This window comes from uncultured Lactobacillus sp. (genome assembly GCF_902491705.1).
Taxonomy (GTDB): Bacteria; Bacillota; Bacilli; order Lactobacillales; family Lactobacillaceae; genus Lactobacillus.
On record NZ_CABUIW010000018.1, the window covers coordinates 1 to 14,195 of the forward strand.

Sequence of the window (14,195 nt, forward strand, 5' to 3'; positions counted from 1 at the left end):
TCAATCCTTAATAGCTTAATATCAATAAAGTGTCCAATTTTCTTGGGTCACTACATTGGAATGGTTTTTATTTTTTAAGGAGAAAAATTATGTTAGGTATTTCGGTCTATTTTCAAGATTATGATGAGCACTATATAAAAGAAGCAGCAAAAGCAGGCGCAAAGTATGTATTTACATCTTTACAGATCCCTGAAGAGGATTACTCTAATTTAAATGTTCTGCTACCTAAATTCTTTAAAGTTTGTAAACAAGTAGGATTGCAAATAGTCCCAGATGTTTCACCAGCTACCTTTGAAAAATTAAATGTTAAGAAGAATGATTATGATGCATTTAAAAGGCTAGGATTTCACCAGTTACGTTTAGATTATGGCTTTGATGATTTTGAACTTATAAGAGAATTGCAAAAAGATTTCTTCATTTTCTTGAATGCGAGTGTGGTAACTCCAAAATATTTGGCAGAAGCACGAGATGCAAAGGTGGATTTTGATAAAATAGCGCTGATATATAATTACTATCCACACACTAATACTGGAATGTCATGGAATGATTTTAAAGATCGTAATCAATTATTGAAAAAAGAAGGGTTGCAAACTAGTGCTTTTGTTGCAGGGGATGTTTTAAAAAGATTTCCTATGTTCGAGGGATTACCAACTGTAGAAAAACATAGAGCAATGAATCCTTATGTTGCCGCAGTTCAATTAATTCATGAAGCTAATGTTGATAATGTCTTTGTGGGAGATAGTCAGGCATCTGTTCAAAGCTTGAAATATATTAATGAATATCAACAAAATCATGTAATGTACATCCCCTGTCAATTACTACCAGATTATGAATATTTATATAATCAAAATATCGATATACGAGCAGATCAATCTGAAAAATTGATACGGCTTTTGCTTCCACGAAAGGCTAATGTAAAAATACAACATACTTTACTGCAACGTCATGGTAGCATTGTCATGCAAAATAGGTTAGCTCAACGTTATAGTGGAGAAGTTTATTTGATAAAAGATGATCTGCCATTTGAGGCGCAAAGCAATGTTATAGGCTTTGTATTACCCGAATATGTGGACTCGCTAGATCAAATTGATCCTGATATTAAGATAAAGTTTGTAAAAGCATAGAACAACAATAAAGACGCTATTTAAATTGAGACCTAAAAGTTAAATAACTTTTAGGTCTTTTATTATGGTCAAAATACTTGTGCATAAGCTAAAATAGCCTTAAAAAACGTGAGGGGATAACGATGAAAAACATAGTTGCAAAGCCTGTGGGGATGTTTGAGCTTTTTTATGATTTGGTTTTTGTGTATGCAATTTCTCGCATAACGGCGATGATTCACCATCCTGTTAATGGCGCGATTCCGCTTGTCACTTACGCGCAATTTTTGTTGGTGGTGATTGTTGTGATGCAGATTTGGCTCTACCAGACCTTATATTTCAACCGCTACAATAAGAACCGTTTCGGCGATATTTGTGGATTGCTGTTCAACATGTTCACCGCAGTTTACTTGGCCAACAACATTAATACTGACTGGCGGGTAACTTTTTACTACTTCAGCTTATCGATGATTGCGATGTTGCTGGATTTGATTCTGCAATATTGGCTTGGAGCAGGGAAAGATGACGAAAATGACAGTCGCACTTTTATCCTGATTCTGGCAATTGAATTGGTGCTCGTTGCTATTGGCGTATTGATAGGATATGATCGCGGCGGCGTGTACGTTGCTATTACCGGTTACTTAGTTGGATTTTTAATGCCGTTTACTTTGTACAAAAAGTTCCAAGCAAAGCAGGTCAACTTTCCGCATTTGGTTGAACGCGTTAGTTTGATTATCATCATTGCTTTTGGCGAGGCGATTGTTAATTTGGCGAATTATTTCAACAGCCAGACGCCGATTCTGTATGCAATTTTACTGTTCATTTCGCTATGCATGATGTTTGCCAGCTACGTGATTTTTTCTGAGAAAATTATCGATCACCATCAGATCAGCAGGGGCTTTTTGTTGATGTATAGCCACATTGCGCTGATCGTAGCGATTTTGACGATCACGGTTGGCATTCTTTATTTGAACATGAAGGGAGTCAACCTAACTTTTGTTGCATGACTACTGGTTGCTAGTCTTGATCTGTATTACTTAGCACTGTTTGTGAACGGCGTTTATGGTAAAAAAGATTATGAGTGGAGCAAGAGTAACATTGTTTCATTGATTATCGACTTTGTCTTTGGTGCCACTGTTTTATTGGCGACAGTGCCTAATTTAGTGCTAATGATGGCGTTCTTCCTTGTGTGGAACATGAGTTATTTGACTGCAATTGTCTTGAAAGTTAAGAATTTGAAGTAAACGAAAAGAGCCTCAACTAGAGTTGAAGCTCTTTTTTAGCTAACCGATCTTGGTTATTGCCTTAATCAGCTAACGGTCGTACCGTTATTTTCTCGGTATTTATATTAGACTTTGTTAGATTAATGATCAATTAATTATGAAAACAATTGGATGATTTTTTATAGAATTCAAATATATTTACTACTATTTAGTATTAAATCTGATAAAATAATATTAAACAATATCATGTAAAAGGGAAAGTAATAATGGAGGCGAGTAATGAGGGGGATTATTAATGGACCAAGAATTAAGTAATATTGAAGTTTTAGTCCTAGCAAAATATTTAGTTAATAAGGATTATTTTGATCTTGTACCTCGACGAAGTAGAGAGTCTACGCCAGTAAATACGGCAACTGCTAAATACTTATTTTCAAAATTACAACCAACTGATTTTCGATCCTATGAAGAGGACAGAGATCGTCCTGGAACTTTTTTGTGGATCTATCATGAAAATGATGATGATATTATATACTACATTAAATTCAAATTTTTGACTTATAATGAAGCCATAGAGGAAGGGCATTCTGAAATGTTTGCTTCTGAACCGCTCACTAGATATGTATGGGTAAAATTTATTAGTTTTCATCCAAGTCGCTATCAGAATTAATAATTTGAAAGTATAATAGCCATTTTTAGGAGGTTTTTATGACTGTTATTAAGCCATTTACTACCACATACAACATAAGAGGAAAAGATTATAAAGTTACAAGTGATGCTAAATTTGACGATCACGGAAATATAATTCCAGATGCTAAGTTAGATGATGCAAGTAAAAATAAAGCATTGGATATGTTTCGAAAGGATCAAGGATACATTTATCCTGAAGAAATAAGGAAATTTAGGAATAAATTAGGCTTTAGTCAAAAAGATTTAGCAAATCTATTAGGAATGAGTCCTAATACAATTGCGCTATATGAACTAGGTGCTTTACCTAGTGAAGCCAATAATAATCTTTTAAAATTGGTGGTAAATGATGACGAAAATTTAAAAGAATTAGCCAAGAAGAATGCTGTTTCCGATCGTGTGAAAGAAAAGATAAATAATTACTTTAAAGGTATTGATAATTTTGATGATGGAAGTGATGTTACCTCTCCATTTACTGCCCTGCAATTAGCTCATTGGTTTATTGTAAGACATAGTATGGATGCAAAATTTGATCCTAATGTTGAACCAATGACTCAGATGAAATTGGTAAAACTTTTGTACTTAGCGTATGGATTATTTTTAGCTAAAACCAAGAATAAATTATTTACTTCAGAAATTAGAAAATATCAATGGGGTCCATTAGTTATGGAAGTTCATGAAAAGTATAATCATCAATATACAATAAATGACAATGCAATTAGTGAACAGGACTATAAAGATTTTATTGACGTTTCTGCTAATACTGAAATTAATAATTTATTGAATTATGTTTTAGATAAGTATGACAGATATACTGCTGCATATTTGTCTAAAATGACGCATCAAAAAGGTAGTCCATGGAGTCAAACTGCCGACCGTGAAATTATTAAAGATTCTTTGATATATAATTCATTTAGCAATGGTAAATATTGCTAATGAAATACGAATTTATTTTCAAGTATTAAAAGCATCCCTGTTGAGGGATGCTTTTTGCGTATAACCTATTTATTTAACTGCTTCAAAACACTTTCATCATTCCGCGTTAAAGTTTCAATATATTGCTTAAGAATCGCATTGCCAATATCGCTGCGTGGCACATCTTTTACATTCTTGATATTGGAGTTATCCCAGGTAGCAAAAGCCGCCTTATCAGGATTATCGTGGCTAATTAACCGATTCATCACCGCAATACTGTCGATACAATTATTGTGAATGTTACTCCGTCTTTTATCTAAATCATTGAACAATTGTCGGAATTCTTCGCCGCTTTTTTCGGTTTTCCAAGCGACCTTTTTATTGTTGAAACGCATGACTATTTGCCCGTATTGCTTGAAGTTATACAGACATTCCTTGGACAGGTCGGCTATCATGTCATCGTCGCTAGTTAAATAAGGCTGAATAGCTGCTAAATTGAGATTAACCGTTGCGCCCATTTTCTTTCTGAGAGCTTTTTCTATTTCATCGCGAGCGTTTTGATTATATGTATCAACTATAACGCTAAGATTTTTGGTATCATCTAGCATACCGATTTCTTTTAACAGTTGTCCTACTTTTAATAAATTGCCTTTAGGATCATTGTTACAGTTAAGGTCAAACATTAAACGGTCTGCTTGCTCTAATTTTTCGATATCTTGACTGGTCATGACATGAACTCCTTTCAATTTTATCTAGCAAATAAATAATCTTATGTATTATACTATTACTTATTTAATTATTTTATTCTTGTTAAATATAAAGGGAAAATCGGAGTAAAGAATGAAAAAGCATTTTATTAAAAAGATCATTGTTGCAGGTGCCGTTTTATTGGGCCTCAATTACGGAAGTGCAGTTGTTAACACCGCTAACACTAACGTAGTTGAACCTCAAACTGTTGAAGCGGCTAGCAAAAAGGTTAATTGGAAAAAGTTAACTAAAGGGCAAGTTGCTGATCTCCACTTGTTCAGACATTCAACTATTAAAGTATATGATGTTGATAGAAAGTACGACTCACATGATATTGTCGTAGCTGCAATCAAAGGTTGGAACGATTTTTTAACAAATGAAAAGGGCGAATACTACCTAAGATTTAAACAGGTAAATAGTAAGAAAAAGGCAGATATAATAGTATCTGATAGCAGTCGTGACCCTTATAAGCATAAAGATTTTGAAAAAGACGCTGATGCTAAAAATACTGAAGGTATAACTTGGCAAACAGGTTCAGGTAATCATTTACGTAGTTATGTATATATAAATTATGATCGTATTTATAATTATAATTATGATCATCTTGATTATGCCGAAGTTAGTACAGTAGAGCATGAATTAGGTCATGCAATTGGGTTAGCTGATACTAAAAAGTATACGTCAATAATGTGGTGGCAGGATGATGAAGAAAAAGGCCAATTTTCAAAGTATGATTACAACAATATAAAGAATTTATATGGTCCAATTAATGATGCTAATTATCGTTTGTATCATAAGATGCCATAATGATTAAAAACTAACATTGTACAAAGAAGCATTCCTCAATCAGGCAATATCTTAACTTAATGATTTTGGCTAGTAAAGCCTGTTTTATTTGATAAATAATACTTGCAATAAAAATAACAAGTGTTATTATTATATGTGATGAGAGTTAAGTTGATATAGAGGTAATGACTATGAAAAACGGGGAAATGACTATTAGTACTATTAATGATTTGAAGTTTGCTGAACGTACTTTTAATGCAGAGGATATGAAAGATATGTTGGCAGACCAAGGCTGGGTACCAGTAGATTAATCAGTTTTTTATTTGACCAATATTCTAACTAATAAAGATAATGTACATAAAAATAAAGCCTAATGCGACATGCATTGGGCTTTATTTTTTTGATGTGATAACATTGACTTAAATAGAAAGATTATTAGAGGTAGAAATGATTAGACAAGCAAGAAAAATAGATTTTCCATTTGTATATCCTATTCTTAAGCAGATCTTTGATGAGATGCAGATGAAGTCAATTGAGTCACTTCCAGAAGACCAATTCTATAGTTTGATGAAGCTCGGCTTCATTTCAGAAGACTATCGTTATTCTTACCGCCGTGTTTGGGTTGAAGAAAGACATGGCGAGGTAGTTGGCATTCTTGATATGTATCCATATAAGGATCAAAAGATCATTGATGTTGTTTTGCGTCATTCTTATGCTAAGACTGGCTTGCCAATTTCAACAGTGATCTTTGACGATCAAGAAGCTTGGCCACATGAATGGTATATTGACTCATTAGCTGTGCATCCCGACCACTGGGGTGAAGGAATTGCCAGCAGCTTGATGGATGAGGCTGAAAAGATTGCGAAGGATCACGGCTATGACATTATCAGCTTGAATGTGGATAAAGAAAATCCGCGTGCACAAAAGCTCTATGTTCATAAGGGCTATGAAGTACAAAAATCCATGACAATTGGCGATCGTACTTACGATCACATGATTAAACATATTTAATGAAAAGGGTGCCACTAGGCATCTTTTTTAATTTGGCAACATAAATCTTACCTCATTGTAAATGTCTACTGCATTCTTGTCGTCGCAATGAGTGAGCCAAGCGGCGACGTGAGAATATAGCACAGAAGTGACTCCTTTAATGTAGATGTTGGAATAATCGCTGTTGAACAGCTGGTTGCGCATTTCAATGAAGAAAGCATCTCTGATTTCTTGGCAAATATGATGTGATCCATTATTTTTGATAGTTAGATGATAAATATTGGCGTAGAAAAGTCGATCCTGATCAATATGCTTTAAAAAGGCAAAAATGATTTGGCTAATGTCGTAATCGCGATAGTCTATAAAATGTTTGCGGATATCGTATCGAATTGCGTCAGAAAATAGATCAGTTAGACAGGAATATTTGCTGTAGAAAACGCTACGCGTGACACCAAAAGCCTTACAAAATTGGGTAATAGAATATGTGTTGATTAATGGGCATGTTAATTCTTGTTTTAAAATTTGAGTTGCTTTTAAAGTATTCATCTCGTTTTCTCCTATTTTTTCATTCTTATTTAATAACGATATTTTTAATAGCAGTTATTATTTAACTCCCTCATGACTATAAAATATATCAAGAGTAGAATAATATAGCAATAGCTTTTTGTTGATAATAATTGGTTTATAGCTTGATGTAAGCATGCTTGGCGCTCTTAGTCTGATCGAAGCATGTATTAAAAAAATTTTTTAAAATAAAAAACATTACTGCTAAAAATGTGCTTTTTAAAGAAAAAACACGTATAAACGCTGATATATCAACATTTTTACTTCAAAATGCCGCAATATCAACGTTTTAGGCTACTATTAATCTTGTCTAATCGTGAATACAAAAAGAGCCGATTGTATGAAAACAGTATACAATCGGCTTTTTTAGGTAAATTAAAAGAGTTCAAATAGGTGACTAAACCATTTGAACTCTTGGATTAGGAAACTTTAATAAATTTAAACTACAAATTAATGATTAAACTTCTTGTAGTTTTGGATGTAACGTTTTGCCACACCCATCATGTGAACACTGATCTTGCTTGGGTCATCTTTCAAACCACTGAAGCTAATGCCAAAGTATTTAGTCTTAGCATCGTAGTTCTTGGTACGGCAACCAAGCAAGTCGCCAGCGTGTTCCCATTCAGTATATCTTGAAGAGTCATTCATTTGACTGTCTGAACCAGAGAAGCCACCGAATAACATTTGCTTAACGTTGAAGTAAATTTGGCTCTTCAAGGCTGACATGGTACGCATGTTGGTGTGGTATTCAGTTGAAATAGGTAAGCCGGCTTCGTCTTCGTAAACTTGACCTACCTTTGAGTTAAGGCCGGAAGCCTTAGCTGCACGTTCAATGCCAGTAACATAGTGATCAGCATCCCAGCAAGATCTGTCGTGATCGTAGTATTCATTTGCTACACGATCAGCAAAGTGTAAAGCACCAGTCTTGTAAGTCCAAGATTGCTTGCCGAGTTGATTACGAGCCGAGTTGATTAAACTTAAAGTGTATTCACTTAATTCAACCTTTTGACTGTTAGTTAATTTAGTCACATTAACTAATGAATTGTCATTACCAGCTTCACTATTGGTATTTTCTTGCATACCTTTCTTTGAAGCATTAATCAAAGCTTTGCTTGCTTTACCAGTTTGGTTCCATTTAATAATGGCACTCTTAGTGTAGCCAGCTGGCAAAGTGATTGAAGCAGCTTCAACAGTAGAATTTACTGGTTGGCTGTTAAGCATAGCAAAACCGCCACCGATTAATGCAGCAGCAACACTGATGGTTGATAAAAGTTTAATATTCTTACTCATTTTCCTAATCCCCTATATAACAAAAATTTCGTTTATTTAAGTTTATTTATCACAATTCCCAATGTATAAACTCAAATATTTAAGAAGTAGTCGAGTTCTTAAATATGCTACAAGTCCCTTCATGCATAAGATTAGCAGGAATAATGCCAAAGTCTATATGCGTAAAGATTTAATAACATATCATTTAATAACAAGTGATATGCCTTTTAATTATAAACAGTACTGTTATGCTATTTTTTATGCTAGTAGTAAGCATCACATAATTAATAAATAATTTCACGTTTTTTTATAAAAAATCAAAATATATAAAAAAGTAAGTAATTATAACCAAAGTTATTTATTTTCTAGAGCTTTATAAACGCGTAAACAGTTGATATATCTGTAAAAAAAGTCCCAAATTTATATTAACTATATGAGTATATATAATTGCTGAAAACGATTGCTATTTGGATAAAACTAACAATATGTAATAAAAACCGCTATTTAAACTATATATGGAATATAAAACTATATAATGCACGTCTAAAAAATGTTATTTCAAATTAAACCTATACGTTATGAAAAAACATATAATTGGAATATTAAACAATCCTTCTTGTATATATGGAAGAAAAATTGACGTATTATTCATCAAAAAATATTTCATGAGGTGAAACGAGTTCCAAGCCACGAAACAAAGTCTGAAGCCAATGAAAACGAATACATTTTAGAAAAATGATGATATAAATATAACCGTAAGGTAAATGAAACGAAATAAAACAAATGAAGAGATAAAAACTTATCAAAGGAGAGTTCAATTATGAATGGTAAGAAGTACTCAGTAGTTATTGCCGGTGGTGGTAGTACATTTACACCAGGATTTGTTCTCGACTTAATCAAGAGTCAAGACAAGTTCCCAATGAGACAATTGAAGTTCTACGATAACGATGCAGAACGTCAAAAGAAGATTGGTGAGGCTGTAAAGATCATCATGAAGGAAAGAGCTCCACAAATTAAGTTCTCATACACTACTGATCCTAAGGAAGCCTTCACCGATGTCGACTTCGTAATGGGTTCAATTCGTGTTGGTAAATACCACATGAGAAGCTTAGATGAAAAGATTCCATTGAAATACGGTGTAAATGGTCAAGAAACTACAGGACCCGGAGGAATGGCTTACGGTCTTCGTTCAATTCCTGCAATTCTTCAAATCATTGACTGGATGCAAGAATATTCACCAAACGCTTGGATGATCAACTACTCCAACACTATTGCCATTGTTGCAGAAGCTTGTCGTCGTCTTCGTCCAGGTGCAAAAGTTATCAACATCTGTGACATGCCAATTGATGACATGGACAGAATGGCAGCTATCTGTGGACTTGATAGTTGGCATGACATTGACTTCAACTACTACGGCTTGAACCACTTCGGCTGGTGGAAAGAAGTTAGAAACAAGAAGACCGGCGAAGACTTAATGCCTAAGCTTAAGGAATACGTCAAAGACCACGGCTACTGGGTAGGTGGCGACTATGACAAGGATACTGAAGCTTCATGGGAAGCAACTTTCAAGAAGGTTGCTGACGACTACAAGATGGACCCAGAAACCTTGCCAAACAACTACATGCAATACTACTACTTCCCACAATATGAAGTAGCTAACGCAGATCCAAACCACACTCGTACTGATGAAATTCGTGAACACCGTCAAAAGATCGTCTTTGGTGAATGTGAACGTATTGTTAAGGCTGGTACTGCTAAGAACAACATTTGGGACATCTCAGGCCTTCACTCAGAATATATTGTAGATATTATCCACGCTATTGCCTACAACACTCACGAAAAGTTCTTGGCTAACTGTGAAAACAACGGTGCTATTTCAAACATGGATCCAGACTCAATTGTCGAAGTTCCTGCATTATTCGGTGCTGATGGTATTCAACCTATGGCAACTGGTAAGGCCGGCAGATTCCAAAGAGGTTTGATGATGGAACAACAAACTTGTGAAAAGTTGGTTGTTGATGCTTATGTTGAACACTCTTACCAAAAGATGCTTCAAGCCTTCGCTTTGAACAAGACTGTGCCAGATGCTTCTGTTGCTAAGAAGATTTTGGATGACATGATTCCAGTTAACGCTCCATACTGGCCAGAATTGAAATAAAGCTGCATAACCTGTAAAAACAAAAACACAAAAGAGGATAACCGCAAATATGGCGGCTATCCTTTTTGTGTGGATCATGATATTCTTGTGGTAAAGCCAATAAAGTAGTAGAGAAAGGATAAATAGATGGATCTGGAAGCAGCAGTCATGAAGAATAAAGAGGGCTTTAACGAGACGGATAAGGCTATTGTGAGCTATTTATTACAATATCCGGAAGCTGCCAGCAAGTTGAGTCTGATGGAATTAGCTCAAAAATTGTATGTTTCTAAGTCTGCTATTTTTCGTTTGAGTAAAAAGTTGGGGCTGAGCGGATTTAGCGAATTAAAGTTTGAATTATCAGAACTTACAGCTAAAAAAGCGCAGCGAGAAAAATATGCTCAGGGGCTAGATTTTGACGCTAATTTACAAAAAATTCTTGAGGAAACGGTCAAATATTTTAAGGGCTTGAATTTGAAGGACTTGTTCCAAGATATAGACCAGGCAGACACAATTTATATTTATTCAACTGGCTGGCAGCAACAGATTATCGCAGAATATCTATCCCATTCTTTTTTCTTAGTTGGTAAAAAAGCGATTATTCTGCCGAGTGCGCGTGATGAAGTTTCGATGCTGGGGCGGTCAGTTAAAACCAACGATATGCTGTTTGTAATCTCATTTGGCGGTTTTAACAAGACAATTATTGAAGAACTGAAGAAAATCGACGCAATTAATACCAAGTTGAAGATGGTTTCATTAACTAGTTGGCAGCCAGGGAAGATTGCGTCGCTGAGCGACTACAGCTTCTTCTTTAAGACAACGCCATTTCAATTCAGTAATCAAAATGCGGTCACGTTCAGTTCGGCTTATGTTTTGATCGATTTATTAATGAATGAGTATGGCAAGCATTGCGGTTTGTAAAAAATAGAGGGTAAAAAATGAAGAAATTATTATTGCTATCAACGGGAGGCACGATTGCTTCTGTCGCATCTGATTCTGGACTAGTTCCTAGAGAAACTGGCGAAGAATTAATTAAAATGCTGGGTAAATTGCCTTATGAAATTCATGTAAAGGATATTTTGCAATTAGACTCTTCCAACATTCAGCCAGAAGAATGGAAGTTTATTGCACAAAATATTTATAAATACCGCAATGATTATGATGGAATCGTCGTTTCACACGGTACTGATACGATGGCTTATACTGCTTCAATGCTTTCTTTTATGTTAAAGAACATCAATATTCCAGTCGTGTTAACAGGTAGTCAGGTGCCAATTAACGTTGTTTTAAGTGACGCGCACGACAATTTGCGTTTAGCCTTTGCGGCAGCTGCTACTTGTCCGCCTGATATTTACTTGGCTTTCCACAACAAAGTAATGCTGGGATGCCGTTCAGTAAAGGTGCGAACAACTAACTTCGATGCCTTTGAAAGTGTAAACGTACCGCCAATTGCGACTGTTTCTTCAGATGGCTTGGTCTTTAACGAAGAGCATTTCCAAAAAGAGCACGATGGCGCACCTGTTTTGAATACCAATATAGATTCACATGTTTCTTTGGTAAAACTGTTTCCAGGTTTTGACCCTAATCTGCTCTTTGCGATGGTTGATAGCGGCTGTCGCGGCATCGTTATTGAAGCTTACGGCTTAGGCGGGATGAACTTTATTCGCCGTAACATGGTGGCCGCAATTGGTAAGTTGATTCGCCGCGGCATCCCTGTTGTAGCCAGCAGCCAATGTTTATATGAGCGTAGCGATTTGACTAAATATGAAGTTGGACGTGAAGCATTGCTTGAAGGTGCGATCAGTGCTTGTGATATGACGTCTGAGAGTGCGATCACCAAGTTAATGTGGGCTTTAGGCCAAGGCATGGATGTTCATGAAATAGACGAATTTTTCAATACCAATGTAGCTGGTGAAGTAACCCTTAAATAAGAGTAAAAATTGTTACAATTTGGTTAAATGTAAGCGTACTCATCACTATAATGACAAGCTTCCTGTATAATATGAGAAAAGGAGCTGTCGGCAAGTGAAAAGTAAAGTTTTAGAACGAATTTGGGTAATCCTAGCAGCACTAGGTATAGGGATTTCTCTTTTTATTAATAACTCACACAAGTTAATCGAATCTAATGCACAAAATTTTTCTAGTGCAATCATCAACAAAAAATAAATTAATTAGTCGCGTAAGCGGCTTTTTTTATATAATGAGTAAAAAGAGAAATGGACGTGAATGAATTGGATAATTTTGAAGAAATAAGAAACAATTTACAAATGATTGAAGAAATGCTTAACCGTATGCCACTTGGTCGCGGCGGCGAAAACGATGTTTTTGCAGTTACTGCAGAAGATATGGATAACTTGCTCAGCAATGTAACACCAGACATGAGCGGTGAAAAGGTAGCAGAAAAAGCTAAGGCAATTTTGCACACTTGCCATAAAGTATTATTGCTTCGTCAAAAGAATGATCGTTTGACTCCAGAACAAGAAAATTTGCTTAAAGACATCGAAAAGCTTGGCTAAAAATTTCATAAGAAACAGATTATAAAACTATCTAAAACAGGTACTGCGTGAGCTAATATGTTAAAATATCAGTATAGAAATCGCTTACATTAATACAAAAAGAGGTATAAACTGATGGAACTTTTAATTGCAACTCATGAAGGACTTGCTTCAGGTTTAGTTTCTGCACATGACATGCTTGCAGGTGAAAATGATCAAATTATGACAATCGAACTTAACGATAGCGGTATTAGAGACTTCCGCAAGCGTTTTGCTCAATTGATGGAAAGACATCAACATGGTCGAGTATTGATTTTGACTGACTTAAGAAATGGTACGCCACACTTAGTAGCTAAGGAATATGAGGAAGCTCATCCAGACAGCGTAAGAGTGGTTAGCGGTGCTAACTTACCTATGGTTTTAGCATTGAGTCACAATTTAATCAGTGCTGACTTAAACGACGCGGCACAAAAGGCGATTTCAGTTGGTCGCGGCGATATTGATGTTGATAACATGCAAATGGCTTAAAGCAAAAAGGCGGTAGAAATTCTACCGTCCTTTTTTAGTGAAGAAATGCATAACTTTAGTGATAAGACTTTCTTTTGAAGTATTTTCACTAGTAATTTTAGTAGGCTGAACATTATTTTTCTTAGTACTAGAATAATGTTTGGCCCTTTTTAGATTCTTGTTAATATTTTTAGATTGCTTTTTCTTACTAGTGCGATGATCAGAGAGCTTGATATGTTGAGGAGTCTTATTTTTTCGATGAAAATAATGTGCCTCATCAGTTTGTGCTTCCATCGAAATATCAGGTCTGATGTAATAAAGATCCTTATCTTCATAGCTATTGATCAAAAAGACTAGGATGTCATGCAAGTCGCAGATGCAGTGCCAGGCTTGCTTTTTGTCAGGCTCGAGTTTGCTGTCATGAATTGCGGCGTTGCCCATGCGTCTGACTTCGTCGAACAAATCCATGATGCTTAAAGGATAGTTGACTTCTGAGCGCAAGTAATGCGTATCGTTTCTTAAGTTGCGGTATTCGCCGTCTTTAATCGGATAATACTGGTTCAAATTCTCCAGTTTAAAAATTTTCTTGACGATAGTCTCAAGAAGCAGCCGCGAATTACTGATGACATCACGATAATCATCGATTGTATATAACTTATAGATTTTCTCAGCTGCAGGATATTGCTCACTAAAAATAGTGCTGTTTTTTAAAAAATCAAAATTAATTTCCATCATAACCTCGAAGTGAAAGAATAGTTGCTATTTAATCTCAACTTGTTAA

16 protein-coding genes are annotated in these 14,195 nt (G+C 35.3%); 12 read left to right on the forward strand and 4 right to left on the reverse strand.

Annotated elements, in window-relative coordinates; genetic code table 11:
* Positions 1 to 89 precede the first annotated feature (89 nt).
* From RDN22_RS04905 to RDN22_RS04925, 5 genes are all read left to right on the forward strand, one after another.
* Positions 90 to 1,124 carry a MupG family TIM beta-alpha barrel fold protein gene (locus RDN22_RS04905; RefSeq protein WP_308556484.1) on the forward strand — a complete coding sequence of 345 codons (1,035 nt, stop codon included), beginning with the start codon at positions 90 to 92 and terminating at the stop codon, positions 1,122 to 1,124.
* Positions 1,125 to 1,246: 122 nt separating this feature from the next.
* Entirely contained in the window at positions 1,247 to 2,107 is an 861-nt protein-coding gene (locus tag RDN22_RS04910) for a low temperature requirement protein A (RefSeq protein ID WP_308556486.1), read from the forward strand.
* A gap of 42 nt (positions 2,108 to 2,149) precedes the next feature.
* The gene (locus tag RDN22_RS04915; RefSeq protein ID WP_308556487.1) at positions 2,150 to 2,344 is read left to right on the forward strand and encodes a hypothetical protein; all 195 of its coding nucleotides are present in this window, start codon (positions 2,150 to 2,152) and stop codon (positions 2,342 to 2,344) included.
* 274 nt (positions 2,345 to 2,618) lie between these two features.
* Positions 2,619 to 2,990: a hypothetical protein gene (locus tag RDN22_RS04920; protein ID WP_308556489.1), complete on the forward strand. Its 372-nt coding sequence runs from the start codon at positions 2,619 to 2,621 to the stop codon at positions 2,988 to 2,990.
* A gap of 38 nt (positions 2,991 to 3,028) precedes the next feature.
* Complete coding sequence (locus tag RDN22_RS04925) at positions 3,029 to 3,943, forward strand: type II toxin-antitoxin system antitoxin SocA domain-containing protein (RefSeq protein ID WP_308556491.1); 915 nt, start codon at positions 3,029 to 3,031, stop codon at positions 3,941 to 3,943.
* 65 nt (positions 3,944 to 4,008) lie between these two features.
* On the opposite strand, the gene RDN22_RS04930 is transcribed toward RDN22_RS04925, so the two are convergent.
* The gene (locus RDN22_RS04930; protein WP_308556493.1) at positions 4,009 to 4,650 is read right to left on the reverse strand and encodes a DUF3232 domain-containing protein; all 642 of its coding nucleotides are present in this window, start codon (positions 4,648 to 4,650) and stop codon (positions 4,009 to 4,011) included.
* Between the two features lie 112 nt (positions 4,651 to 4,762).
* Between RDN22_RS04930 and RDN22_RS04935 the strand changes: the two genes are divergently transcribed.
* A complete protein-coding gene (locus RDN22_RS04935) occupies positions 4,763 to 5,476 on the forward strand; it encodes a matrixin family metalloprotease (protein ID WP_308556495.1) in 714 nt (237 codons plus the stop codon).
* Positions 5,477 to 5,902: 426 nt separating this feature from the next.
* Positions 5,903 to 6,466: a GNAT family N-acetyltransferase gene (locus RDN22_RS04940; RefSeq protein ID WP_308556497.1), complete on the forward strand. Its 564-nt coding sequence runs from the start codon at positions 5,903 to 5,905 to the stop codon at positions 6,464 to 6,466.
* A gap of 27 nt (positions 6,467 to 6,493) precedes the next feature.
* Here RDN22_RS04940 and RDN22_RS04945 read toward each other — a convergent pair whose 3' ends face one another.
* Both RDN22_RS04945 and RDN22_RS04950 read right to left on the reverse strand, forming a co-directional pair.
* Positions 6,494 to 6,991 (reverse strand): transcriptional regulator, encoded by a 498-nt coding sequence (locus RDN22_RS04945; RefSeq protein ID WP_308556499.1) that lies wholly within the window; start codon positions 6,989 to 6,991, stop codon positions 6,494 to 6,496.
* Positions 6,992 to 7,459: 468 nt separating this feature from the next.
* Entirely contained in the window at positions 7,460 to 8,299 is an 840-nt protein-coding gene (locus RDN22_RS04950; RefSeq protein WP_308556501.1) for an SEC10/PgrA surface exclusion domain-containing protein, read from the reverse strand.
* A 799-nt stretch (positions 8,300 to 9,098) separates the two neighbouring features.
* On the opposite strand from RDN22_RS04950, the gene RDN22_RS04955 reads away from it, so the two are divergent.
* The 5 genes from RDN22_RS04955 (at position 9,099) to RDN22_RS04975 (ending at position 13,435) form a co-directional block, all read left to right on the forward strand.
* A complete protein-coding gene (locus RDN22_RS04955; RefSeq protein WP_308556503.1) occupies positions 9,099 to 10,436 on the forward strand; it encodes a 6-phospho-alpha-glucosidase in 1,338 nt (445 codons plus the stop codon).
* A gap of 126 nt (positions 10,437 to 10,562) precedes the next feature.
* The gene (locus RDN22_RS04960; protein WP_308556505.1) at positions 10,563 to 11,333 is read left to right on the forward strand and encodes a MurR/RpiR family transcriptional regulator; all 771 of its coding nucleotides are present in this window, start codon (positions 10,563 to 10,565) and stop codon (positions 11,331 to 11,333) included.
* Positions 11,334 to 11,350: 17 nt separating this feature from the next.
* Positions 11,351 to 12,343, forward strand: a complete 993-nt coding sequence (locus RDN22_RS04965) for an asparaginase (protein ID WP_308556507.1) — start codon at positions 11,351 to 11,353, stop codon at positions 12,341 to 12,343.
* A gap of 285 nt (positions 12,344 to 12,628) precedes the next feature.
* Positions 12,629 to 12,928: a hypothetical protein gene (locus RDN22_RS04970; protein WP_308556509.1), complete on the forward strand. Its 300-nt coding sequence runs from the start codon at positions 12,629 to 12,631 to the stop codon at positions 12,926 to 12,928.
* A gap of 114 nt (positions 12,929 to 13,042) precedes the next feature.
* Positions 13,043 to 13,435, forward strand: a complete 393-nt coding sequence (locus tag RDN22_RS04975; protein WP_308556511.1) for a PTS sugar transporter subunit IIA — start codon at positions 13,043 to 13,045, stop codon at positions 13,433 to 13,435.
* Positions 13,436 to 13,456: 21 nt separating this feature from the next.
* On the opposite strand, the gene RDN22_RS04980 is transcribed toward RDN22_RS04975, so the two are convergent.
* A complete protein-coding gene (locus tag RDN22_RS04980; protein WP_308556513.1) occupies positions 13,457 to 14,146 on the reverse strand; it encodes a hypothetical protein in 690 nt (229 codons plus the stop codon).
* Positions 14,147 to 14,195 lie beyond the last annotated feature (49 nt).

Bases quoted from the DNA above. Each gene is read 5' to 3' on its own strand.
- RDN22_RS04940 (WP_308556497.1), top strand. From the start codon at position 5,903: ATGATTAGACAAGCAAGAAAAATAGATTTTCCATTTGTATATCCTATT.
- RDN22_RS04975 (WP_308556511.1), top strand. From the start codon at position 13,043: ATGGAACTTTTAATTGCAACTCATGAAGGACTTGCTTCAGGTTTAGTT.
- RDN22_RS04925 (WP_308556491.1), top strand. From the start codon at position 3,029: ATGACTGTTATTAAGCCATTTACTACCACATACAACATAAGAGGAAAA.
- RDN22_RS04910 (WP_308556486.1), top strand. From the start codon at position 1,247: ATGAAAAACATAGTTGCAAAGCCTGTGGGGATGTTTGAGCTTTTTTAT.
- RDN22_RS04960 (WP_308556505.1), top strand. From the start codon at position 10,563: ATGGATCTGGAAGCAGCAGTCATGAAGAATAAAGAGGGCTTTAACGAG.
- RDN22_RS04905 (WP_308556484.1), top strand. From the start codon at position 90: ATGTTAGGTATTTCGGTCTATTTTCAAGATTATGATGAGCACTATATA.
- RDN22_RS04920 (WP_308556489.1), top strand. From the start codon at position 2,619: ATGGACCAAGAATTAAGTAATATTGAAGTTTTAGTCCTAGCAAAATAT.
- RDN22_RS04955 (WP_308556503.1), top strand. From the start codon at position 9,099: ATGAATGGTAAGAAGTACTCAGTAGTTATTGCCGGTGGTGGTAGTACA.
- RDN22_RS04950 (WP_308556501.1), bottom strand. From the start codon at position 8,299: ATGAGTAAGAATATTAAACTTTTATCAACCATCAGTGTTGCTGCTGCA.
- RDN22_RS04970 (WP_308556509.1), top strand. From the start codon at position 12,629: ATGGACGTGAATGAATTGGATAATTTTGAAGAAATAAGAAACAATTTA.
- RDN22_RS04935 (WP_308556495.1), top strand. From the start codon at position 4,763: ATGAAAAAGCATTTTATTAAAAAGATCATTGTTGCAGGTGCCGTTTTA.
- RDN22_RS04930 (WP_308556493.1), bottom strand. From the start codon at position 4,650: ATGACCAGTCAAGATATCGAAAAATTAGAGCAAGCAGACCGTTTAATG.
- RDN22_RS04980 (WP_308556513.1), bottom strand. From the start codon at position 14,146: ATGGAAATTAATTTTGATTTTTTAAAAAACAGCACTATTTTTAGTGAG.
- RDN22_RS04945 (WP_308556499.1), bottom strand. From the start codon at position 6,991: ATGAATACTTTAAAAGCAACTCAAATTTTAAAACAAGAATTAACATGC.
- RDN22_RS04965 (WP_308556507.1), top strand. From the start codon at position 11,351: ATGAAGAAATTATTATTGCTATCAACGGGAGGCACGATTGCTTCTGTC.